Origin of the sequence: Kribbella sp. NPDC056951 (genome assembly GCF_042674205.1) — a bacterium.
Lineage (GTDB): Bacteria > Actinomycetota > Actinomycetes > Propionibacteriales > Kribbellaceae > Kribbella > Kribbella yunnanensis.
In genome coordinates, this window is record NZ_JBHUQZ010000005.1 from 86,816 (window position 1) to 108,754 (window position 21,939).

Here is a 21,939-nt window from a genome sequence, read left to right on the forward strand (position 1 = left end):
GGCCGCTCACGCCGTCGCATGCCGACGCAACAGCAGCCGGACGAAGTCGTCGTAGTAGCGGATGACGAGGTACGCGAGCAGCAGCCCGGACGCGAGCGCGGGCAGCGCCAGTGGCAGATTGCCCAGGACCGGAGCGACCGGTACGACGGCGCCGACGACCGCGATCGCGAGGAAGACCAGGTTGCGCCCGACCATCGCCGTACTCATGATCGCGCCCCGGCCACCGAAGCAGCGGCACTCGGCGAAGATGCCGGCCCGGACCGAGCGGATCACCACACCGGTGAACAGCAGCAGCATCAGCCCGCCGATCACGAACCCGAGCCGTGGCGCAAACGGCGAGACCAGCAACGCAGCGGCCAGTCCTTCACCGCCGACGACGATCCAGGCGAGGATCGCGGCAGACCGCGCGGACTCCAGCCGAGCCAGCCCTTGCACCGACTGGGCGAAGCCGCGAAACCCGTTCTTGGTCAGGGTTTTCCCGACGAACGCGGTCACGAAGACCAAGGCCAGGAAGGCGCGCGCGGCCACGGCGACGAACTCAGTCATGGCGACCTCCCCGCGGTGGTACCTCGATCAGCTTGCGGAAGTGCTTGACGTCGGCGAGTTCGCCGACCGGCTGTCCGTCGGCCTCGACCCACGCGTGGGCGCGGAACGGTTCGGTCAGTGCGCCGGTGCACCAGTGCGGCCAGGTCCCGGACAGCCGGCAGCGCAACGCGGTCGCCACCGATCGCGGCAGGCAGCCCTGGCCCGCGCACGTCACACTCACCGCGACGACGGCCGACCGAGCGGCGTACGCATCGGTCTCGGTCGCCGGTCGCGCGCCGATCCGGACGGTCGACATCACGCGGCGCAGGGTCGCCGGCCGCAGTCTGATGAGCCCGAAGGCCGCCGCGACGCAGATCCGGCCGAGCAGCCGGTCCCAGCGGCCGACCGGGATGCCGTGTTCCAACGTCACCGGCATCGTCATGGCCGCAGCACCCCCGCCTGCTGGAACGACGTCATCAGCTGACCGACGTCGGCGGCGATCCGCTCGGACGCATCCGGGTACGACGCCTGCAGCGTGGTGATCAGTTCATCCGGGCTCTTGCCGTCGAGAATCCCGTGCAGCACCGTCGCTCCGGTGCGGTTGAGGGTCAGGTAGCTACCGGACTTCTCGTTCAGCAACACCATTCCTTCGTCGGTGTCGGTCCAACTCATCCCGGGCGCCAGCGTGTACGTCATCCCAGACCTCCTTGGCGGGTCAGTTGTTCGTTCTTCCGGGCCGAGCGGCCGTCGACGGTTCGCAGCCAGGACTCGACGGCGAGCGTGCTGATCAACGGCATGAACGCGAACGACGACTGCGGCGGCCGGATCACCAGGTCGCGCAATCGGTCCGCGTCGACCAGACCGCGTCGGGCCAACTCCAGGTCGTCGCACAGTTCCAGCAACTGCGGTCGCATCCGGCGAACTCCGGCGTACACATCGGCGCTGTACTCCGACTTGGTCCGGCGAAGGCGGAACTCGTCGGGGACTGCGCCGCGCATCGCCTCGGTCAGCAGCGGTTTGTAGCGGTCCGGCATTGCGACGTCCCAGGGGCTGACCGAGCAGGCGGCCTCGACGACGGCGTCGTCGATCATCGGCGCGTGCCACGCCACCCCGCTGCGCTCGGTCCACCGCGACACCCGCCGGATCGTGTCGCCGCACAGCCGCACGTCCTGCAGAAGCGCGTGTACCCAACGATGCGGCGACATCGGCTGCGGATCTTCGTCGGCGGTTCGGTGCAGTTGGCGGCGAGCCGCCTCGACTCCGTCGGCGGTGGCCCAGATCGGCATCCGATAGCCGATGCCCCAGCCGAACTCGGGTTTGCGCAGGTACTGCTCGATCGGCGTATCGATGAGAGACGCCGTACGACGTAGTCCGTTGGCGAACGTCTCGGACCGGTTCAGCTCGGTGAGCGTCTCGCGCCACGGCCAGCGGTGCACGGCCCGATACGCCTTGACGTACGGCAGCGCGCGCAGTGGTCGCTCCATCAACGCAGGCAGGAAAAGCTGCGTCGCGGTGTAGAGCTCGTCACCCCCGTGACCGGTCAGGTGCAGCTTCGATCCACGAGACGCGAGGAGCTCGGCCTGGTAGCGCAGCTTGCCGCGCGTGCGGATCCAGGCGAACGGGCCTTCCAGCTCGTCGTGTCCGTCGAGATCCGAGAACCAGGCCGGCGCATCCCGCAGCACCTGATGCGCGCCGGACAACTGGTCGGCGGCCCGGGCGGCCCAGAACTGATCCTCGTCGGCCGGGTTGGCGGCTTCCCAGCTTGTCAGTGCCATCCCGCGCTGGTGCTGACCGGCGAGGAAGCTCAGCGAGGTGGAGTCGAGTCCACCAGATAGGTCTGCGCTCAGGTCGGTGTGGGCGGCGCGCACGCGGATCGCCTCATCAAGTGCTACGCGGGTTGCCGCGGCGGCCTGCTCAAGTGAGAGTTCGGGCTCCGGCGGCGACCACCAGCGGGTACGGCGAGCGCGGCCGGCACGGTCCCAGTCCAGGCGCTCGCCCATCGGTACGGCGTCGATCCCGCGCCACATCACGTGGTCGGTGTACGGCCATGGTGTCCACGGCGCGAGTAACCGGGCCGGAATCGCATCGTCGTCGACCGTCGCACCGGTCAGCCGGATCAGCAATTCGGGGTCGTCCGCCGCGATGTCGATGCCGTCGTACCGGACGAAGAACAACTGCCGGGTCGACGAGAGTGTTCCGTGCGCGCGAACCAGGCCGGCCATCGAGAGCAGGACGTGCCGGTCACCTGGGATGCGGCGCGTGAGGGTGTCGGCCGCGGCCGGTGCAGACAGTCGGTCCAGCTCGGCCTGGGCGTCGGCGGGCGGCTCGGTGACGCCGACGGTGACCAGGCATCGATCGCGGCCTCGGTGGACGGTGAGTGCCTTGGCAGGAAGCTGCCCGGCCAGCCAGGGGCGTCCGCTGACCGGGTGGGACAGAACCTGGGCGCCGGACGGCCAGTCGAAAGAGTCGGCCAGCTGCGACGCGGTCGCATGGTCGGGAAAGATCAGGAAAGTCATCGCCGCCCCCGGAAGAGGTCTAACCGGGGTAATCGCGAAACAAAGATCCCGCAATCCCGGTGACAAATTGACGGACGGGGTGCCGGCCCGGGAGAAATCCGCACCGACACCCCACTGTGCCTAGGTTCCGCGACCTGCGGAGCTGCTCGGAATCAGCACAGCATGACGCAGGTCCAGTCGGCTTCGAAGCCCCAGCTCGGACGTCCCAGGGTCACCTCGGCGAAGCTCCCGACCTCGGTCAGCATGGGCGGCTCGTAAGCAAGCATCATTGCCTCCAGTACGCGATTCGCGATTAGACCAATTGACAGAATTGCCAATCGGCGACTTCGAAAACCAACTTAGCCAGTGGTTGCTGCAAACCTCGTTCGGAAATCCCTCGGTGCACTTTCACATCGCTTTCACCGACCCGCGCCGCGCTTTTGTCCGACCCGTTCGCGTGTTGTAGTGGGGTGGTGATCGCGGGTCATCGAGGGTGAGGAGAAAACCGATGTCGGTGCAGTTGTCAGTGCTGGATACGGCCCCCATCTGGCAGGGCCAACGGCCCGCCGATGCGCTGCACGATTCGGTGCGGCTGGCGATCGAGGCCGACTCGCTCGGCCTGAATCGCTACTGGGTGGCCGAGCATCACAACGCACCGTTCATCGCGAGTTGCGCACCACCGGTCCTGGTCGCCGCCATCGCCGCCCGGACCTCGCGGATCCGGGTCGGCTCCGGCGGTGTGATGCTGCCGAACCATGCCCCGCTCGTCGTCGCCGAACAGTTCGGCACTCTGGAGTCGCTGCACCCGGGACGCATCGATCTCGGCGTCGGCCGCGCACCCGGCACCGATCCGACGACGGCAGCTGCTCTGCATCGCCGGCCGGGTGCAGAGTTCGAGCCACTCGTCGAGGAGCTGTCCGACCTGCTGCTGCGCGGAGCGGGCGGCGAGGTGATGGGCGACATCACCGGTACGACGATTCAGGCGGTGCCGGCATCGGGATCCCGGCCGACTCTCTGGGTGCTGGGTGCGAGCCCCGGAAGCGGCGAACTCGCGGGACGGCTCGGCGTACCGTTCGCCTACGCGTACCACGTGCGGCCGGTCGGGGCGGTGGAGTCGATCGCCGCCTATCGGGAGTCGTTCCGCCCGACCGCCTGGTCGACGGAACCGTGGGCGGCGCTGTCCGCATCCGCGATCGTCGCCGACACAGCGGCCGAGGCCGAGCATCTCGCCGGGCCGACGCGCGTGGTGGTCGCAGAGCTGCTCCGCGGCCGCCGCAACGGCCCGAATCTGCCGCCGGCCGAAGCCGCGTCGTACCGGTTCGATCCACGCGAGAAGCTGGCCGTCACCCAGCATCTGCGGAGCCACCTGATCGGAGATCTCGCCACCGTTCGCGACCAGGTCACCGAGTTGGTCGCGGCAACTGGGTGCCAGGAGATTCTGGCGCTCACTCTGATCCAAGACGTCGCCGCCCGGACCGAGTCGTACCGGCTGCTCAACCAGGCGGTCTCCGCCGTGCCGGTCCGGGCGTGACCTGTCGCAGCTCTGCCAGGAGGTCACCTGGCAAGCCGTAGCCATTTTGCTGAGTTCAACACTCTGGCGGCTGCGGCCGCCTGACTCTGGGGAGAGTGAATTGGTGTCACGTGCGGAGATAGCCAAGGACTTGGACTGTCGGGTCCTCGGTCCGCTACAGCTCATGGTGGGTCAGCAGAAGGTGAAGGTCCCGGCCGGGAAGAACGGCGTCCTGCTGGCGATCTTGCTCGTTCGCGTCGGCGAGCTCGTCTCCACCGAGGAAGTGATCGACCGGCTCTGGGGCGACGACCTGCCACAGCGGCCGAAGTCCGCCCTGCAGACCCGCATCACGCGCGTCCGGCACGCACTCGATCGCGGCCGGCCAGGGCTCGGCCAGGTCGTCCGCAGTGAGTCCGGCGGCTACGAGTTCGCCGTCGATCCCTCGCAGGTCGACCTGATCCGTTTCCGTCAGCTGGCCCAGCGTCTTCCGGCCAGGTGTGCAGTCGAGGAGTCCGAGCGCCTCCGCCAGGCGCTCGACCTGGTGCACGGCCGGATTCTCGCCGATGTCCGCGGTCCGGCGCTGGAGGCCGACATCATTCCGGGGCTCGAAGAGGAACTGCTGCTGGCACGCGAACGCCGCTGCGAGCTCGAGATCTCCCTCGGACGTCACCGCGAGCTGGTCTCCGAGCTCCGCGGACTGGTCGGCCGGTACACGTTCCGCGAACGGTTCTGGCTGCAGCTGATGACGTGCCTGTACCGGTCGGACCGGCAGACAGAGGCTCTTGAGGCGTACTGCGAGATCGACCGGCGACTGCGTCAAGAGGTCGGAGTCGACCCGTGCGAGGAGCTCCGGACACTGCACGCGCGCATCCTGCGGAACACGGCCGTCCAGGTGGCCTGAGATGTCTCAGCCGACGATGCCGAAACCTGCGCGGAAACATCATCCGCTGCGGTTGGTGCTCGGCCGCTTCGCCACCGGCGTCACGATCGTGACGGCGGCCGGCGACAGCGGCCCGGTGGGGCTGACCGCGAACTCCTTCACCAGCGTCTCGCTCGAACCCGCCATCGTCCTGGTCTGCCTGGACGCGTGCTCCCGTAGTGGGCAGGCGATCACGCGTGCCGAGTCCTTCGTGGTCAACTTCCTGCGCCGCGACCAGCGCCGGTTGAGTGAAACGTTCGCGCGCCCTGGGCAGGACCGGTTCGCCGGACTGCCCACCCGCCCGGGCCGCACGGGGGCACCGGTCATCGAAGGCAGCCTCGGGCACGTCGACTGCCGGGTCGACGAGACCCTGATCCGCGGCGATCACCTCGTTCTGTTCGGCGCAGTCCTCGAAGCGGCCGTGACTCCCGAGGCCGCCGACGACGACCCGCTGATCTTCTACGCCGGCCAGTACCTCTAGCGCGCGTAGGCCGCGAGGAAGACCTCGACGCCCGAGGTGACGAGGTCTTCCAACTCCCCCGGCGCAAACTCGTAGCTGGGACGCAGTGTGTGAATCAGTTGCGCGGAGCCGACCGTCAGAGCGATCAGCTGACGGACGGCTCGCAACGGATTCGGTACGTCGAGCCTGCCCTGCTCACGCAATGCCATCAGCGCGCGCATCAGCGGCTCGTCGTTCTTCGCCTGACTGATCTGTGCCCACAACTCACCGAGCTGCGGGAACCGGTCGACCTCACCGATCACCAGCCGGCGCAAGGTGATCAGGTCGTCCCGCAGCAGGATCTCGCCCAGCGCACCGGCGAACTCGATCAACGCCGTACGGAGGTCGTCGGCCTCGATGATCTGGTCGGCCAGCTCGTCGAAACCGGTGTAGCTGTCCCGCAGGTAGCTGCCGATCACCGCGAGGAAGAGCTGCTCCTTGTTGCCGAAGTGGCTGTAGACGGTCGGCTTCGACACGCCTGACGTGGCGGCGATCGACTCCACCGAAGCACCGGAGTACCCGTGCCGGACGAACTCCTTGATGGCTGCCTGCGTGATCGCCACCCGCTTGCGCTCCGAGGCTCCTGTGACAGCGGTCAGGAGCGGTATGCCGAACTCGTCCGTATCCATGCGCTCACCCTACATCAAACTAAACCGTGTTGTAAGATTTTACTGAACGGTGTAGTTTGAAATTACTGACTGAAGGAGCTGATGGCGATGCGGATCGATGTTCATGCCCATCTATGGACCGACGAATACCTGGACCTGGTCGAGCGCTACGGGCAGGACACCTCGGCCCATCGCGGGCTCGGTGCGGGCGGCAGTCCTGACGAGCTCGCGGCCCGGTTCGCGCTGCTCGACTCGGCAGGTGTCGACCGGCAGGTGCTGTCGGTCCCGCCGCGTTCACCGCACTTCGCCGACGAGCACCAGGCGGTCGAGGTGGCCCGGTTCGCCAACGACCAGTACGCCGACTTCGTACGCCGGTATCCCGATCGATTCGCGGCGTTCGCGGCACTCCCCCTTCCGCACCTCGACGCGACCTTCAAAGAACTCGGTCGCGCACTCGACGAACTCGGCATGGTCGGCGCCTCGGTGACAACCGACGTACTGGGCACTCCGCTGGCCGACGCATCGCTGACGCCGTTGTGGGAGGAGCTGGATCGACGCAGCGCAGTGCTCTACATCCACCCGTCGGGTGCCGCGGCGCAGTCGCCGCTGATCAAGGACAACCACATGTTGTGGATGGTCGGCGCGCCGCTCGAGGACACGATCGCCATCACCAATCTGTTGCTGGCCGGCATCCCGAGTCGCTATCCGAACGTGAAGATCATCACGTCGCATCTCGGTGGCGCGCTCCCGATGCTGCTACAACGCCTCGACGACCAGTACGAGTGGGAGGCCGGTGGAGCACCGGAGAAACCGAGCGTCGCCGCACGCCGGCTCTGGTACGACACAGTCGGCCACAGCCACCGCCCGGCCATCCGTGCCGCGGCGGAGAGCTTCGGTTCCGATCGTCTCGTCCTGGGAACCGATTTCCCTTACGAGGCAGGCGATCTGTTCCTTCGAGCGATTGCTTATGTCCCCGAAGCACTCGGAGCCGACGGCAACAACGTGCTAGACCACAACGCTGCGGAAATACTCGGTCTCTGAGTCCGGCGTGGCGGTTTCGGGGGTGCCGTAGGGTGGGCACCAGAACGACCTCTTCAAGGTTCTCGTTGTCGTGACCGGCCGCAGCAGAAGATCGCGGCGGATGTGTCTGCGCGGACTGAGCAGATTCCTGCCCACCTTGGCTGCCCGTTGCCAGCCGCGCCACCATGATTCGAGGAACCCATGCCATCCGCCGGCACGACGCTCACGCCTACCCAAATTCAGACCTGCACCCCACCTCCCAAGGGCAGCGACTTCGCTCCGCTGCTCCGTGAGATCAAGGCAGCCGGACTGCTCGAGCGCCGAACCGGTGAGTACGTGATCGGCATCGTGATCAACCTGCTCTGTCTGGGCGCGGTGGTCGCCGGGCTGATCCTGCTGGGCAACTCCTGGCTCGTGCTGCTGCTGACCATCCCGGCGGGGATCTTCAGCACCCGCGCTGCGTTCTTCGGCCACGACGCCGGTCACCAGCAGATCGGCAGCTCGCGCCGGCTGCACGACGCGATCGGTCAGCTGCACGCGAACTTCCTGCTCGGTATGAGCTACGGCTGGTGGAACGACAAGCACAACAAGCACCACGCGAACCCGAACCACACCGACAAGGACCCCGACGTCGCGGCCGGCGTACTGGTCTGGACGCTCGCGCAAGCCGAGGGCCGCCAGGGCCTGTACGGCTGGCTGAGCCGCAACCAGGCGCGGATCTTCTTCCCGTTGCTCAGCCTCGAAGGCTTCAGCCTGAAGGTCTCCGGGATCACCTACCTGCTCACGCACCGGCCGCGCCGCGACTCCGTCCTCGAGCTCGGCCTGATCGTCGCGCACCTGACCGTGTACTTCGGTGGTCTGCTGCTGATCATGTCGCCGCAGAAGGCGCTCGTCTTCGCGGTGCTGCACCACGTGCTGTTCGGGCTGCACCTCGGCAGCGTCTTCGCGCCGAACCACAAGGGCATGGAGATGCCCGACTGCGATTCCAAGTGGGGCCACCTGGAGAAGCAGGTCCGGACGTCGCGCAACGTCAACGGCAACCTGGTCACCGACTGGCTGATGGGTGGCCTGAACTACCAGATCGAGCACCACCTCTTCCCGAACATGCCGCGCGCCAACCTGCGCCGCGCCCAGGCCGCCGTCCGCGCGTACTGCGAGCGCGTCGGCGTTCCGTACCTGTCGACCAACATCATCGAGTCCTATGCCCAGGGCTTGCGCCACATGCACGAGGTCGGTCGGCAACTGCGCTCCCCCGCCACCTCCTGAATTCGTGTCGAAGCAGCGGGCGGCGAGGCATGATGTGCCCATGGATCAGATGGACGCCGATGCGTTCGCCCGCCTAGCTGTCGAGCTGCACGATGCCGGCGGCATGGAAGAGACCGTCGAGGCGGTCGTGCAGTTCGCGTTGCAGGCGGAGGCCTGCTCGTACGCCGGTGTCGCGCTCGTCCTGCGCGGTGTCCGGGAGATCGCGGCGGTGACCGACCCGCTGGTCGCCGAGATCTACCAGATGCAGTTCGACCTCGGCGAAGGCCCGATGCTGACCGCATTGACCGAGGGTGTCGCTGTACAGGTCCCCGAGGTAGCGGCCGAGACGCGCTGGCCGGACTGGTCCGCCAAGATGACGAAGTACCCGATCGGTTCCGTGCTGCACGCTCCGATGTGGGCGAACGCCCAGCTGATCGGCGTGCTCTCGCTGTACAAGACCGAGCCGGACGCCTTCAGCGCCGACGACGAGGCGATCGCCCACATCCTGGCCCGGCACGCCTCGGTCGCGGTCGCCACAGCCCGCAACGACGAGACGATGACCGCGGCCGTCGACGCCCGGAAGCTCGTGGGGCAGGCGATGGGCATCCTGATGGAGCGCTTCGACCTCGACGAGACCCAGGCCTTCGAGACCCTCAAGCGGTACTCCCAGGAGCACAACATCAAGTTGCGCGACGTTGCGCAGGAGTTGATCGACACCCGCAAGCTGCGTGACTCGGGGCCGACTCCGAAGGCTTGACTTCCATCGTTGTAAATGGCCTAATTTCAAGGCTTGAACTCAAGGTCGTCCCGCCCCTGACCCTTGTGAGGTCTTGATGCGACTTTCGCCTGCCCGGATTCTCCGCTTTCTCGCCGCCGGCACCTGTTTGTCCCTGGTCGCCGGTACGGCGCTCGCCGGTCCACCAGCGCCCACCAGATCCGTCGTCACCGATGGCAATGCGCGTTTCCAGGTCCTGTCCCCCACGCTGATCCGGGTCGAGTACGCCGGGGACCGGAAGTTCGAGGACGCGACCACGTTCACCGCGGTCAACCGCGCGTTCCCGCGGACGCCGTACACGACCAAGGTCACCGCGGACGGGTTCCGCGAGATCCGCACCAGCGGTCTGACCCTGCGCTATAAACGTGGGAGTGGCCCGTTCACGCGGTCCAACTTGTCGATGGTTGTCGCTGGCAACAATGTCACGGCGGCTCCGGCGTTCCCGTCGTACTGTGGCTTCGCAGCAGCCTGTGAGGCCGAGAACGCGCTGCTGCTCGGGCACGCGTCGACGGCTTACGACCATGTGAGCTACACCGGCTCGGGGTTCGTCGCCGGGTATGAGAAGGCCGGCGCGGGGATCACCGTGAATGTCTCCGGCGTGCCGGCCGCAGGTAGCTATCGGCTCGCCCTGCGGTACGCGAACTCGACCGGCGGCGACGGGCAGAACACGACACGGACCTTGTCGACCCAGCTCAACGATGCCGCCGGTCCAGGGCTGACCTTGCCGCCCACCGGATCCTGGGACACGTGGTCAACCGCCAGCACCACAGTCGATCTGAAGGCCGGGACCAACAGCATCACCGTTCGGCAGAGCCCGACCGACAGCGGGAAGGTCAATGTCGACAGCCTCGCCGTCACCGCGGTCGACAACTCGACCTATCCATCCGCCGACACCGGTCTGCTGAGTACGGCGTACGGTGCCGGGCCGGCCAACACTCTCGGCGGCTGGAGTCGCGCGCTCGACAACCCGCGGCAGGTACCGGCGTATCAGCACCCAGGCATCCTCAACCGCGACGGCTGGTACCTGCTGGATGACACCCGAACCGCCTTGCTGAACGCCGATCACGTCGTTGGTACACGTCCGAGCCATGGCACGAATCCCTACCAGGACGGCTATCTGTTCGGCTACGGCCGCGACTACAAGCGTGCGCTCGGCGACCTGAACACGCTGACCGGCGGGACCAACCTGCTGCCGCAATCGGCGTACGGCGTCTGGTACTCGCGGTACCACGCCTACAGCACCGACGACTATCAGAAGACGTTGCTGCCCAAGCTCCGCGCGGCCAAGGTGCCGATCGACTGGCTGGTGATCGACACCGACTTCAAGTCGCCGAGTACCTGGAACGGCTGGAACTGGAACGCGTCGCTCTTCCCGAACCCGCAGACCTTCATGGACTGGACGCGCGAGCAGGGACTCTCGGTGGCACTGAACGTGCACCCGACGATCGCCGACGACGATCCGCAGTTCGCCAAGACCAACGCGACCGCGGGCGGTCTGGAACTCGACGGCGGCCGGAACTACTTGTTCGACTGGTCGAAGCCGGCCCAGCTCACGGCGTACCAGGAGCTGCACAGGCCGTTCGAGCAGCAAGGCGTCCGGGCTTGGTGGCTGGACTACTGCCAGTACTGCGGTGGCTCGACCGCCTCCAACCCACAGGTTGCCCCTGACAACTACATCAACCAGGCGTACGCCGACAGTGCCACGAAGCGCGGTCTGCGCGGCTTCTCGTTCGCGCGAGTCGGCGGTGCCGAGTACGGCGGTATCGAGAGCTCGTACCCGATCGGTCCGTGGTCGGAGCGGCGGAACACCCTCCAGTTCACCGGCGACACCCCGGGCACCTGGGACTTCCTGCGGTACGCCGTTCGTTTCACCGCCGACGAGGCATCGGCCGGGCTGTCGAACGTCAGCCACGACATCGGCAGCTTCCACGGCGACCACCTGCCGGACGACCAGTACGCGCGGTGGGTCCAGTTCGGCACCTTCCAGCCGATCGACCGGCTGCATTCCGACCACGCCGACCGGCTGCCCTGGGAGTACGGCGCCGAGGCGGGTGAGAGCGCCACGAAGTTCCTGCAGTTGCGGGAGGCACTGGTCCCCTACACGTACACGATGGCCGCGCAGGCGCACACGACCGGCGTACCGATCGTGCGGCCGATGTATCTCGAGTACCCGGCGGAGGAGGCGGCGTACAGCAGTCCCGGTCAATACCTGTACGGCGACAGCCTGCTCGTCGCACCGATCACCACCCCGAACGTCGGCGGCGTCGGATCGGCGTCGGTGTGGGTGCCACCGGGCACGTGGACCGACTACTTCACCGGTACGTCGTACACCGGCCCGGCCACCGTCACGATCAGTGCGCCGCTGTCGCGGATGCCGGTGCACGTGAAGGGCGGCGGCATCGTCACCACCCGGACCGACTACGTCGACAACCAGACCGACAGCGTGCTCACGCAACTGACCGCCACTGTCGCCGCTGGTGCCAACGGCAGCTTCAGCCTCTACCAGGACGCCGGTGAAGGCTCCAGCGGCTCGGCCAGCACAGAGCTCACCTGGAACGACCGGGCCCGCGCACTCACGATCGGCGCCACCCGCGGCAGCTATCCGGGAGCCGCTGCCGCACGCGCCTACACCGTGCGCCTGACCAACAGCAGCGCCCCCAGTGCGGTGTACGTCGACGGCCGCCGTACCGGGTGGTCGTACGACGCCGCCACCCGCACTGTCACGGTCACCACCGGCAGGCTGAGCACTCGGATCCCGCACAAGATCACGCTCTGACCCCCACACCCCCCAGGCGCAGAGATGAGGGATCGACCCTCATGCCTGGGGGGTGCCTCAGGCGGGAGATTTGGTGGCACAAGGTCAACCACCGAAAACCTGGGGGTAAACGAAATGAAGCGTCAAGGGATCGCCGTACTGGCCGGAGTCGCCGCTGTGATCGCCGGGACCGTGCTGCCGGCCGGGACCGCCGCTGCGGACGGACTGCCGCTGCAGGCGCCGTGCACCGAGCAGAAGGACGTCACGGGACCGCAGTTCGCCGTCAACCTGTGCGACGTGACCGACGCGGACCAGTTCCGCACCAACCTCGCCAACGAGGGCAACGTCCACTGCGGACCGACGTCGCTCTACAACGCGATGTACTACCTCGGCGAGCACAAGGGCCTGCCGATGCGGGTGGTGCCGAACGGTCAGCTGATCACCGAGTACGACCCGCACGACCCGGCCGACTACGACGAGGCCACCGCGTGGATCGGCTGGCTCGGCTCCAAGGCCGGCATGGGCCCGAACCCGAAGAGCTCCACCGCCAAGGGCAACCGGCTCGCCTTCGACGCGGCGACCGTCGGCGCGAAGGAGAGCGGCTGGACGGTCAACCGCGGCGAGGCCCGCACCGACGACTTCCCGGAGTTCGGGCTGGAGATCGCGAAGCGGCTGCGCCAGGCCCCGCTCCAGCTCTGGTACGGCCGGTATGTCCTGAACGCGGACAACACGCACACCCGCACCGGCGGCCACGCGGTCACCGTCGTCGCGGCCAAGGGTGATGTGGCATCCGGCAAGGTCGAGCTGACCCTGCACGACCCGGCCCGCTCCGACGACCACGGCACGCCCGGCTACAAGGACACCCAGTCCGACATCCGCGACGAGACGGTCACCCTCTACCGGGTGAACATCCGGACCAAGTCGGTCGACGAGGAGACCGGTGTGGTGACGACCGCGCAGCACACCTTCTGGCGGCTGTTCGGCGAGAGCTACACCGGCACGACGCTGCAGTACGTCGAGGCCTTCAACTGGTTCGAGACCGCACCGCCGGTCGGCTGACGCAGTACCTGACGAGCGGCCCCTTGGAGGGAGGGGGCCGCTCGTTCTTGCGTTAGGCCAGGGCGCGGCCGAGTTCGCGGCGGCCAGTGATGCCCAGTTTCACGTAGATGCGGCCGAGGTGGTTCTCGACCGTCTTCGGTGACACGAACAGCTCTTGGGCGATATCGCGGTTGCTGCGGCCAGTGACCGCGAGCCCGGCGACCCGGCGTTCGCTCGCAGTCAGGGAGTCCTGGCCCGGTGCCACCAGCGACCGCGGCCGATCCCCCAGAGCCTGCAGGACTTCGGCCACCCGGTTCCGCAGGACGACAGCGCCACAACTGGCGGCCAGTTCGCCGCCTCGGTTGAGCGTCTCTCGAGCATCAGTACGGCGGCCGACCACGCGATAGGCCTCACCGAGATCGACCAACGCCCGCGCCAGCTCCAGCCGGGCCGGCGAACGCTCCAGTACGGCGACCGCCTCGGTCAGCGTCTCGACCCGGCGAGCTCCCTGCCCCACGTCGACCTTGGCGGTCAGTCGCAGCGCAGCACCCAGGTCGGTGGGCGCACCCCAGCGGCGAGTCAGGGCCAGTTGATCGCTCGCCAGCTCACGCGCCGCAGCCTCGTCGCCTAGTCGCAGCTGGGCCAATGCCGCAGGAGTCCGCCACGGGACCGCCGGTGGATCCAGATCCGCGGCCACCATCTCGTCGCGCAACCAGAGCGCATGCTCCAGCGCAGCGAGCGGATCGTCCAGCTCCAACGCGATCCGAGCTCGGATCGCCTCCAGCCACATCGCCGCGATGACGCGCGGCGCGTTTCGGCTGGACTCGTCCCACTCGGCCAGCATCGCCTGTGCCCCGGCGAGGTCACCGCGTTCCAGCGCCGCATAGAGCCCGAAGGTCACCGCGGTAGCCCGGATCGCCACCACCTGCGGAGTCAGGTCCTCCGACTCGATCGCGGCCAGTACGCCGTCCGCGTCGGCCTCGACCGCGGGTAGATCACCGCAGCGCCAGGCCAGGAAGTCCGCGACATTCGCGACCATCGCGAACTCGATCGGCGAACCGTGCCGCCGTACCCAGTCCTGTGCGCCGGCGATCTCGTCCCGGGCCGGGCCGACGCCGTCGGCCGCGATCAGCGACATCATCGCAAGCAGCCAGCCGACGAGCGGGTCCGCTTGGCCGACCGAGTCCTTCAGCAGCGCGCCGCGACGCAACGCGCGCTCCGCAGTACGCCGTACGTCGGCCGACGGGGTCACCTCGTACCGGCCGCATTGCGCGAGCAGCGCCAGCAGGATCCGCTCGTCGGGCGTGTCACCGGGGAAGTCGGCGAACCCGCGCAGGTGCTGCGAGGCGCGCTTGCGCTCGGACGGGAGGTACGACCGGATGATCCCGAGCCGCGCGTCCAGCGCCAACCGCGCCGACCTGTCGTCGGTCCAGTCATCGAGTGCATGCATCAACTCGGTCGCGGCCGCCACTGGCCCGTCAACCGCCGAGGTCGCGGTGGCCGCCGTACCGAGTAACTCGGCGCGCTCCCGGCCGCTGGTCGAGTCGGCCGCAGCCAGCAGGTAGCGCCGGGCCGCCCGCGGATCGCCGTTGCGGAGCAGGAGTTTCCCCAGCAGGCTCTGGAGTTTCGCGTTGGACGGCTCGACCTCGACCGCACGGTTCAGGTAGTCGATCGCCTTCACGACATCGCCTGCCGTCGCGCACATGGTGGCGGCCTCGGTGAAGATCGCGACCGCGGAATCCAGCGTCCCGGCCGGCGCCTGGACCAGATGGGCTGCCACCCGATCGGCCGCCGCTCGCGCCGCCCACAGGGTCTCGGCCGCCCGGCCATGCAGCGTGGCCTGGTCGACCGGGCCCAAGGTCGAGGTCACCGAGTCGCGGATCACCGGGTGCACGAAGCTCAGCTGGGACGCCTCGACACAGACGACGTGAGCCGCGACCAGCTCATCCACCGCCGCGGCGAGCGCGGACTCGGGCAGCTGCGCGACCGAACCGGCCGCCCAGATATCCGTGCGAGCGCCGAACACCGCCACGGCCTTGGCCAAGGCGAGTGCGGTCGGCGACAACCTCGACAACAAGGTCCGGCTCACCGCACTCGCACCGAGCCCGCGGACAGTCTCGGCGGTCGCCGCATCCTTGGTCGACCGGTCCAGCACCGCCAGCTCATCCAGCAGCGACTCGGCCAGGAACGGGTTCCCACCACTCGCCGCCAAGACCGCATCCACGACCTGGTCGGCCGCTTCGGTGCGGCTGCGTTCCGCGATCAGTACGGCGATGCCGTCGCGGCTCAGCGGTCGCGGCAGCAACCGCTCGACGTGCCGGGCGACGGTCAGCTCGGCCAGCGGACCCAGTCGGTCCGGCGGCGGCCGGGTCGCGACCACCAGGGCGATCGGCAGGTCACCGACCCGCTTGGACAGATAGGACAGGAACCGCAGCGACGGCGGATCGGACCATTGGGCGTCGTCGATTGTGATCAACAGCGGCCGCGGCGAGGCCAGGTCGACCGCCACCCACCAGAGCGCGTGCAACGTCCGCGCCACCTCGGCGTCCCCGGCATCCGGAGTCGCCTTGTCGAGCGCCTCGATCGCGCGACCGGTCGGTCCGGCGATGATCGCGGCCCGCGTCTCCCCGGCGTACCGGGCGATCGACCGCTCGATCAGCTGCCGGACGACGCCCCAGGCCAGCGCGCTCTCGACCTCGTCGCCGGTCGCCTGCATCCGGACGAACCCGCGTTCCTTGGCCATCGCCCGGGTCTCGGCGACCAGCCGCGACTTGCCGATCCCGGCCTCACCCTCGATCACGACGACCTTGCCCTCACCACGACCGGCCGCATCCAGCGCGGCGGCGATCCGGGCGAGCTCGTCCGGCCGCTCGAGCACGCCGCTCACTCAGATCCTGGCAGCGCGTCGGCCACCCGGCTCAGCAGATCGGGATCCCGGAGCGGCTTGCCGTGACCGAACAGCACCAGTGCGGGCCGCAGCGCGGCGAGCCGGCGCATCGCCTGATGGTTGCGCCGGACATCGAAGGTCAGGAAGTTCCACGGCGCGGACACCTTGGGCAGCCGGAAGAAGACGTCACCACACAGCAGCGTCCGATCCGACTCCCGCCACAACGCGATGTGGCCGGGCGAGTGGCCCGGCACGTCCAGCACGGTGAAGCTGCCCACCTGATCGCCCTCGACCAGTCGGCGGCTGACCGGATGCGGCGGCGGCATCTTGCCGCGGGCCATCATCCCCGGCAGCCATCCGGCCGCCGGCACCGGCGTGGCCGTCTCGATCGCCTCGGCGTCGTCGGCCCCCGCCCACAGCGGAATACCCAACTCCTCGCAGACCGCGTGACTCGACCCGAAATGATCGGGGTGCGCATGCGTCACCACGTGTGCGGCCACATCCCGCCCACGAAGCTGCCGCAGGATCCGCCCGGCCGCGGCCGGCGTCCCGGCATCGACCAGCACGTCGTCGACGAGATACGCATTCATGAAATGCGGCGGCCGGCCCAACAACTGACCGACCCCCTCCGCAAGCTGCCGCACAGACGGATCTTAGTCATCCCACGGCCCACTCGCCGACCACCGGCGTGGTGTCAGCCTGAACCAACGCTGGACGGCCTTCTGCAAAAGACCGTCCAGCGCAGTCTGTGACGGACCCGGCGGGTCCTGGGTTCCGTCCTACTGGAAGGTCCGGAAGAACTTCCGGATGTCGTCGACGAGCAGGTCGGGGGCGTCCTGGGTGGCCCAGTGGCCGCCGCGGTCGTACTCGTTCCAGGAGACGATGTTCGCGTGGTCGCGGTCGGCGAAGCGGCGCAGCGGGGTGAAGTCGTTGGCGAAGCTGGCCAGGCCGGTCGGCGCCTTGGTCGCCTCGGTGGGGTGCTCGGCGTGGTGGTCCTCGTAGTAGAACCGTGCCGACGACGCCGCCGTGTTGGTCAGCCAGTAGATGGTCGCGTTGGTCAACACATGCTCGTCCTCGCAGGCCGCGAGCAGTTGCGCGATCCAGGCGAGCTGACCACTCGGTGAGTCGGCCAGAGCATGCGCGAGGTTCTGCGGTGCGGTCTCCTGCAGCTTCGCGTACGCCGACATCTCCTCGTTGAACTTCTGCAGGAACCCGAGGTACTCGATGTCCTTCTCGGTCAGCCCTTCGAACTCGGCCGGGTCACCCGACGGGAACGAGAACAGCTGGGTGACGTGCACGCCGATCACCTGATCCGGCGCGATCCGGCCCAGCTCCGGCGACACGAACGAACCCACATCGTTGCCGTGGGCACCGAACTTCTCGTAGCCCAGGCGCCGCATCAGCTCGGCCCACGCACGCGCCGTACGGTGCCGGTTCCATCCCTTCTCATGCGTCGGTCCGGAGAAGCCGAAGCCCGGCAGAGACGGTACGACGACGTGGAACGCGTCGGCCGGGTCACCGCCATGCGCCCGCGGGTCGGTCAGCGGGCCGATCACGTCGAGGAACTCGACGACGCTGTTCGGCCAGCCGTGCGTGAGGATCAGCGGGGTGGCGTCGGCCTCGGGCGAGCGGACGTGCAGGAAGTGGATGTTCTGGCCGTCGATCTCGGTGGTGAAGTTCGGGTACTCGTTCAGCCGCGCCTCCCACTTGCGCCAGTCGTAGCTGTCGCGCCACGTCTCGACGAGCCGCTGCACGTACTCCAGCGGTACGCCGTACTCCCAGCCCGGCGTGACCGGACCGCGCTGGATGCCGTCGGTGACCTGGTCGCGCGGCAGCTCGTTGGCCCACCGGACACGCTCCAGCCGAGCGGCCAGATCATCCAGCTGTGACTGGGGAACTTCGATCCGCAACGGCCTGATCTCGTCGTCCGCAGTATCCCGCGGGGTGCTGTTCGGAGTGTTCACTGTCATCTCCTCGGAGGTCGTTGTTTTCCGGCCTTCTCTCGCCCCCGGCCGGTCTACGATCACAGCGTGCTGGCAGACCGCTTCCGGCGAATCCGTGGAACGCGGTATTTCCATGTCCGGTGACGATCTGTCCGCCCTCGGACGACAACCAGTGGTCAGCCCCTTGTACGTCGGACGCCGTACCGAGCTCGCGGAGTTGCGAACCGCGGCCGCTCAGGTCGAGGCGGGCGGTTCGGCGCGGATCCTGATTGCCGGTGAGGCCGGGATCGGCAAGTCGCGACTCGTCACCGAGTTCGGCGGGACCCTCGGCGCGGACTGGTTGATCGTCACCGGTGCCTGCCCGGAGCTCGGTGCCGAACACCTCCCGTACGTCGGCTTCCTGCCGGTCGTGCAGCAGCTCGTCCAAGCCGAAGGTGGTTCGGCCTCGGGGTCGCCGTTGCGTACGCTGCTCCCCCAGCAGGATGTCCAGAACAGTCGATTGACACTCCTGCAGGAACTGCTCGCACTGGTGGAGCGTGCGGCCACCAAACGCCCGTTGTTACTTGTCGTCGAAGACCTGCATTGGGCCGACGGTGCGAGCCGTGAACTCTTCGGCTATCTCGCCCGGAACCTCGGCCGGCTCCCCGTCCTGCTCGTCGGCACGGTCCGCACCGGTGAGCTGCCGGCCGGGCACCCGATCCGGCAGCTCGTCGCTGAGCTCGGCCGACGGCCGGACGTGACGACGCTGGAACTCGGGCCGTTGCGGCAGCGCGATGTCGGTGAGCAACTGACCGCCATCGACGGTCGGTACGACCCGGCCCGCGCCGCGACCATTCATCGCCGTTCCGGTGGCAATCCGTTGTTCGTGGAGGCGTTGGCCCACGATGCGCCCGGGAGCGCGCGGAGTGGGACCGCGCAGTTGCGGACACTCTTGCAGGAACGCGTTGCCCGGCTGTCGGAGAGCGCTCGCCCGGTTCTCGCAGTCGCCTCGATCGCGGGGGCGACCGTGGGCCACGAGTTACTCACGTTGCTGGTCGGCCGGACCGACGACGAACTCGACCTTGCCCTCCGCGAACTGGTCGAGCGAGACCAATTGCAGACCACCGCGACCGGTTACCAGTTCCGGCACGCGCTGATCCGCGAGGCCGTCTACACCGGACTTCTCCCGGCCGAACGCCGTCGCCTGCATGGACGCGCGGCGAGAGCGCTCTCCGAGTTTCCCGCGCTCGCTGCACAAGGACTCCCGGCCGCCGAGCTGGCCGAGCACTGGTATCTCGCCGGCCGGACCGAGGAGGCCTACCAGGCCTCGCTGATCGCCGCCGACGAGGCCCGCGCGAGCTTCGCCTACATCGAAGAGCTGCGGCACCTGGAACGCGCTCTCTCGTTGCGTCCCGCCGACAACCCCGAGCGGCTGACGCTGCTCGAACGCGCGATGGCCGCCGCCATCCCGGCCGGAGCTGCCAACCAAGGTCTGCAACACACGATGGCGGCCTGGGAGCTGGTCGATCCTGATCGCGAACCCGGCCGCGCTGCCGAGATCCTGATGTTCCGCGCGCAGTTCAGGAGTCGCCGCGATCTCACCGCCCGGGCCGACCTCGACCGCGCACTCGAACTGATCCCTACCGACCGACCGAGCTACACCCTCGGCATCGTGCACTACCTGCTGGCAATCGACGAGGCCACCGCCCGTCGCGGCCCATCGGCCAGTCGCCATGCCGCCGCGGTCACCGAGATCGCCGAGACCCTGGACGACGACCGGCTGCGTTGCCGTGCCCTCGCGGCGCAGGGAGACGCGTTGATGATGACCGGTCAGCCCGATGCGGGCGTCCTCGTCTCGCGCCAGGCTCAGGAGCTCGCCACCGCGATCGGCGACGACTACGTGCTGATCGCGAGCGTGCTGTGGGAATGCGCTGCACTCGGGATGGCCGGCCGCTTCGAGGAACTCGCGACTCGGTGTCCGACCGCGATCAGGCAGGCCGAGCTCGTGGGGATGCAGAAGTGGCGCGGGCCCTTGCTGGCGGTCAATCTGGCCATGGCACAGGTCGCACTCGGCCGCTGGAACCAGGCTGTCGAAACCATCGAGGAAGCACTGGCGAGCGAACCCGAACCGCTGTACGCGATGGTCCTGCGGGCACAGTTGGCCGACATCCACATTCACCGTGGGGACTTCGATCAGGTTGCCGGACTCCTCATCACGGCCGACGAGGTGTTCGCCGGATCGGCGACGTACCGCAACTACATCCTCGGCTACATCACCTCGCTATGGTGCGAGCTGGCGATGGCCCGTCAGGAACCCGAAGCGGCCAACCGCGAGGTCGACCTGTTCCTGCAGCACTGCCGCGACCAGCGCGACTCGCTGCAACCCGACACCGAGGGCCTGATCGGCGTCGCACGCCTCCAACGCGCCCGCCTCGCCGCCGCACCACGCAACCGCGAGATCGCCGCCGACGTGATCCGGATCCGGGCCGCCCTCGCCGACCTCGTCCCCCTGATCCCGACCGGATCGCGGCTGGCCGAGGCTTATCGGTTCACCATCAAGACCGCGCTCGGCCCCGGCCTGATGGCCGAGTGGGACCAGGCAGCTGATCATTGGCGGCAACTCGGTCACCTCTACGGCACGGCCGAGTGCCTGATCAGCTCAGCCGAAGCAGCCCTTGCCACCAGCAACCGCGCCGGCGCCCGCCGCCGACTGGAAGAAGCCCGCGACCTAGCCACCGTGTACGGCGGCACAGTCGCGCTGGACCGCATCGCCGTCCTAGGCCAACGGGCCCGCCTCGAACCCCCGACCACCACACCCGAGGACGACACGGGCCTGACTGCGCGCGAGTACGACGTACTGCGGCTGCTAGCCCGCGGTCTGCCGAACCGGCAGATCGCCGCCGAGCTCTACATCTCCCCCGCCACCGTAGGTGTCCACGTCGGCCGCATCCTCACCAAACTGAACGCCACCACCCGCACCGAAGCCACCGCAGTCGCACACACCCTGGGCCTGCTCACGGACTGACCAACGCCGCCACCGCTGATCGGGCCTCCGCGAAGCTGGTGATCGCCGAATGGGTCGGCACCGTGGCAACCAGAGCATCGAACGCTCGCCGGTCGTGGGCGTACATCCCTTTGCTGGTCTCCGGACTCCGCACCAGGAACCCAGCCACCCCAGCTGCGATCTCGTGCTGGCCCAGCTGGGACGCCGCGCGTGCCAGGTGGACGAGGTCGACGTGCTGCTGTTCGAAGTCGTCGATCTCGGTGCGTATGCCTAATGCCCCGAGGAGGAGCGGCACCGCGTCCGCAGCCCGGTCGACCGCCAGCGCCGCGACGCCCAAGCCGCTCAAGCCGTTCCCGGTCAGGTTCACGATTCCAACCGCAGGTGCCAGCGCGAGTGCGCGGAGGAACTCGCTGCGCGACTCCTCGGGCCGGCCTTCTCCCAGCAGCAAGAAGCCCAGCTCCTGCCGCACGTAGGCCTCTGCCATCAGATCGGCTCGGGCCAGCGCCAGCTCCAAGGCCACCTCGAGATGCAGCCGCGTCTCGGCGAGGTTGCCTTCCTTGTGGCTCACCACCCCGAGGATCGACCGGATCCGCAGGACCATTTCGTCCAGGCCGGCGGCCGAGGCCAGCGCCTCTTCCAGGTAGCGCCGCGCGGGCTCCACCTCGCCGGCCATCTCGTGCCGGCGGCCCTGGCGGTACAGGTTTTCGACCCTCTCGCGCATCCTCGCCTCCTCGCAT

Annotated in this window: 19 protein-coding genes; 9 read left to right on the forward strand and 10 right to left on the reverse strand. The window is 68.3% G+C overall.

All coding sequences use genetic code 11. The features are described from left to right. Window positions 1-6: 6 nt before the first annotated feature. From ACFTSF_RS21275 to ACFTSF_RS21295, 5 genes are all read right to left on the reverse strand, one after another. The gene (locus ACFTSF_RS21275; protein WP_380155386.1) at window positions 7-546 is read right to left on the reverse strand and encodes a MauE/DoxX family redox-associated membrane protein; all 540 of its coding nucleotides are present in this window, start codon (window positions 544-546) and stop codon (window positions 7-9) included. Then, window positions 539-967, reverse strand: a complete 429-nt coding sequence (locus tag ACFTSF_RS21280; protein WP_344145624.1) for a lasso peptide biosynthesis B2 protein — start codon at window positions 965-967, stop codon at window positions 539-541. Before ACFTSF_RS21280 ends, ACFTSF_RS21275 begins: the two co-directional genes overlap by 8 nt. Then, a complete protein-coding gene (locus tag ACFTSF_RS21285) occupies window positions 964-1,221 on the reverse strand; it encodes a lasso peptide biosynthesis PqqD family chaperone (protein WP_344145626.1) in 258 nt (85 codons plus the stop codon). The genes ACFTSF_RS21280 and ACFTSF_RS21285 overlap by 4 nt, the downstream gene beginning before the upstream one ends. After that, window positions 1,218-3,041 (reverse strand): asparagine synthase-related protein, encoded by a 1,824-nt coding sequence (locus ACFTSF_RS21290; RefSeq protein ID WP_380155388.1) that lies wholly within the window; start codon window positions 3,039-3,041, stop codon window positions 1,218-1,220. Before ACFTSF_RS21290 ends, ACFTSF_RS21285 begins: the two co-directional genes overlap by 4 nt. Before the next feature lie 152 nt (window positions 3,042-3,193). Continuing rightward, complete coding sequence (locus ACFTSF_RS21295) at window positions 3,194-3,307, reverse strand: lasso RiPP family leader peptide-containing protein (RefSeq protein WP_380155389.1); 114 nt, start codon at window positions 3,305-3,307, stop codon at window positions 3,194-3,196. Between the two features lie 221 nt (window positions 3,308-3,528). On the opposite strand from ACFTSF_RS21295, the gene ACFTSF_RS21300 reads away from it, so the two are divergent. The 3 genes from ACFTSF_RS21300 to ACFTSF_RS21310 all read left to right on the forward strand — a co-directional run bounded on the left by ACFTSF_RS21300 (window position 3,529) and on the right by ACFTSF_RS21310 (window position 5,930). Next, entirely contained in the window at window positions 3,529-4,551 is a 1,023-nt protein-coding gene (locus tag ACFTSF_RS21300) for an LLM class flavin-dependent oxidoreductase (RefSeq protein WP_380155391.1), read from the forward strand. 163 nt (window positions 4,552-4,714) lie between these two features. Continuing rightward, on the forward strand, window positions 4,715-5,431 hold the full coding sequence (locus tag ACFTSF_RS21305; RefSeq protein WP_380155392.1) for a BTAD domain-containing putative transcriptional regulator: 717 nt from the start codon (window positions 4,715-4,717) through the stop codon (window positions 5,429-5,431). 1 nt (window position 5,432) lies between these two features. Beyond that, window positions 5,433-5,930, forward strand: coding sequence for a flavin reductase family protein (locus ACFTSF_RS21310; RefSeq protein ID WP_380155393.1), 498 nt, complete (start codon window positions 5,433-5,435; stop codon window positions 5,928-5,930). On the opposite strand, the gene ACFTSF_RS21315 is transcribed toward ACFTSF_RS21310, so the two are convergent. Beyond that, a complete protein-coding gene (locus ACFTSF_RS21315; RefSeq protein ID WP_380155394.1) occupies window positions 5,927-6,577 on the reverse strand; it encodes a TetR/AcrR family transcriptional regulator in 651 nt (216 codons plus the stop codon). The genes ACFTSF_RS21310 and ACFTSF_RS21315 overlap by 4 nt on opposite strands. 87 nt (window positions 6,578-6,664) lie before the next feature. On the opposite strand from ACFTSF_RS21315, the gene ACFTSF_RS21320 reads away from it, so the two are divergent. The 5 genes from ACFTSF_RS21320 to ACFTSF_RS21340 all read left to right on the forward strand — a co-directional run bounded on the left by ACFTSF_RS21320 (window position 6,665) and on the right by ACFTSF_RS21340 (window position 13,410). Further along, on the forward strand, window positions 6,665-7,597 hold the full coding sequence (locus ACFTSF_RS21320) for an amidohydrolase family protein (protein ID WP_380155395.1): 933 nt from the start codon (window positions 6,665-6,667) through the stop codon (window positions 7,595-7,597). A 180-nt stretch (window positions 7,598-7,777) separates the two neighbouring features. After that, window positions 7,778-8,842 (forward strand): fatty acid desaturase family protein, encoded by a 1,065-nt coding sequence (locus ACFTSF_RS21325; RefSeq protein WP_380155396.1) that lies wholly within the window; start codon window positions 7,778-7,780, stop codon window positions 8,840-8,842. 40 nt (window positions 8,843-8,882) lie between these two features. After that, on the forward strand, window positions 8,883-9,578 hold the full coding sequence (locus tag ACFTSF_RS21330; RefSeq protein WP_380155397.1) for a GAF and ANTAR domain-containing protein: 696 nt from the start codon (window positions 8,883-8,885) through the stop codon (window positions 9,576-9,578). A 76-nt stretch (window positions 9,579-9,654) separates the two neighbouring features. Beyond that, the gene (locus ACFTSF_RS21335; RefSeq protein WP_380155398.1) at window positions 9,655-12,372 is read left to right on the forward strand and encodes a TIM-barrel domain-containing protein; all 2,718 of its coding nucleotides are present in this window, start codon (window positions 9,655-9,657) and stop codon (window positions 12,370-12,372) included. Between the two features lie 114 nt (window positions 12,373-12,486). Beyond that, a complete protein-coding gene (locus ACFTSF_RS21340) occupies window positions 12,487-13,410 on the forward strand; it encodes a hypothetical protein (protein ID WP_380155399.1) in 924 nt (307 codons plus the stop codon). 52 nt (window positions 13,411-13,462) lie between these two features. On the opposite strand, the gene ACFTSF_RS21345 is transcribed toward ACFTSF_RS21340, so the two are convergent. From ACFTSF_RS21345 to ACFTSF_RS21355, 3 genes are all read right to left on the reverse strand, one after another. Next, window positions 13,463-16,276 (reverse strand): AAA family ATPase, encoded by a 2,814-nt coding sequence (locus ACFTSF_RS21345; RefSeq protein ID WP_380155401.1) that lies wholly within the window; start codon window positions 16,274-16,276, stop codon window positions 13,463-13,465. Continuing rightward, window positions 16,273-16,920 (reverse strand): MBL fold metallo-hydrolase, encoded by a 648-nt coding sequence (locus ACFTSF_RS21350; RefSeq protein WP_380155402.1) that lies wholly within the window; start codon window positions 16,918-16,920, stop codon window positions 16,273-16,275. Before ACFTSF_RS21350 ends, ACFTSF_RS21345 begins: the two co-directional genes overlap by 4 nt. A 135-nt stretch (window positions 16,921-17,055) precedes the next feature. After that, entirely contained in the window at window positions 17,056-18,246 is a 1,191-nt protein-coding gene (locus ACFTSF_RS21355; protein ID WP_380155403.1) for an epoxide hydrolase family protein, read from the reverse strand. Between the two features lie 106 nt (window positions 18,247-18,352). On the opposite strand from ACFTSF_RS21355, the gene ACFTSF_RS21360 reads away from it, so the two are divergent. Beyond that, the gene (locus tag ACFTSF_RS21360) at window positions 18,353-21,223 is read left to right on the forward strand and encodes an ATP-binding protein (protein WP_380155405.1); all 2,871 of its coding nucleotides are present in this window, start codon (window positions 18,353-18,355) and stop codon (window positions 21,221-21,223) included. Here ACFTSF_RS21360 and ACFTSF_RS21365 read toward each other — a convergent pair. After that, window positions 21,213-21,923, reverse strand: coding sequence for a hypothetical protein (locus ACFTSF_RS21365; protein WP_380155406.1), 711 nt, complete (start codon window positions 21,921-21,923; stop codon window positions 21,213-21,215). The two genes, ACFTSF_RS21360 and ACFTSF_RS21365, sit on opposite strands and share 11 nt — an antisense overlap. Window positions 21,924-21,939: the final 16 nt, after the last annotated feature.

Coding starts and splice junctions, on each gene's coding strand:
- ACFTSF_RS21315 (WP_380155394.1), bottom strand. CDS start 6,577: ATGGATACGGACGAGTTCGGCATACCGCTCCTGACCGCTGTCACAGGA.
- ACFTSF_RS21275 (WP_380155386.1), bottom strand. CDS start 546: ATGACTGAGTTCGTCGCCGTGGCCGCGCGCGCCTTCCTGGCCTTGGTC.
- ACFTSF_RS21330 (WP_380155397.1), top strand. CDS start 8,883: ATGGATCAGATGGACGCCGATGCGTTCGCCCGCCTAGCTGTCGAGCTG.
- ACFTSF_RS21295 (WP_380155389.1), bottom strand. CDS start 3,307: ATGCTTGCTTACGAGCCGCCCATGCTGACCGAGGTCGGGAGCTTCGCC.
- ACFTSF_RS21285 (WP_344145626.1), bottom strand. CDS start 1,221: ATGACGTACACGCTGGCGCCCGGGATGAGTTGGACCGACACCGACGAA.
- ACFTSF_RS21310 (WP_380155393.1), top strand. CDS start 5,433: ATGTCTCAGCCGACGATGCCGAAACCTGCGCGGAAACATCATCCGCTG.
- ACFTSF_RS21290 (WP_380155388.1), bottom strand. CDS start 3,041: ATGACTTTCCTGATCTTTCCCGACCATGCGACCGCGTCGCAGCTGGCC.
- ACFTSF_RS21300 (WP_380155391.1), top strand. CDS start 3,529: ATGTCGGTGCAGTTGTCAGTGCTGGATACGGCCCCCATCTGGCAGGGC.
- ACFTSF_RS21320 (WP_380155395.1), top strand. CDS start 6,665: ATGCGGATCGATGTTCATGCCCATCTATGGACCGACGAATACCTGGAC.
- ACFTSF_RS21360 (WP_380155405.1), top strand. CDS start 18,353: ATGTCCGGTGACGATCTGTCCGCCCTCGGACGACAACCAGTGGTCAGC.
- ACFTSF_RS21325 (WP_380155396.1), top strand. CDS start 7,778: ATGCCATCCGCCGGCACGACGCTCACGCCTACCCAAATTCAGACCTGC.
- ACFTSF_RS21335 (WP_380155398.1), top strand. CDS start 9,655: ATGCGACTTTCGCCTGCCCGGATTCTCCGCTTTCTCGCCGCCGGCACC.
- ACFTSF_RS21355 (WP_380155403.1), bottom strand. CDS start 18,246: ATGACAGTGAACACTCCGAACAGCACCCCGCGGGATACTGCGGACGAC.
- ACFTSF_RS21305 (WP_380155392.1), top strand. CDS start 4,715: ATGGTGGGTCAGCAGAAGGTGAAGGTCCCGGCCGGGAAGAACGGCGTC.
- ACFTSF_RS21365 (WP_380155406.1), bottom strand. CDS start 21,923: ATGCGCGAGAGGGTCGAAAACCTGTACCGCCAGGGCCGCCGGCACGAG.
- ACFTSF_RS21340 (WP_380155399.1), top strand. CDS start 12,487: ATGAAGCGTCAAGGGATCGCCGTACTGGCCGGAGTCGCCGCTGTGATC.
- ACFTSF_RS21280 (WP_344145624.1), bottom strand. CDS start 967: ATGACGATGCCGGTGACGTTGGAACACGGCATCCCGGTCGGCCGCTGG.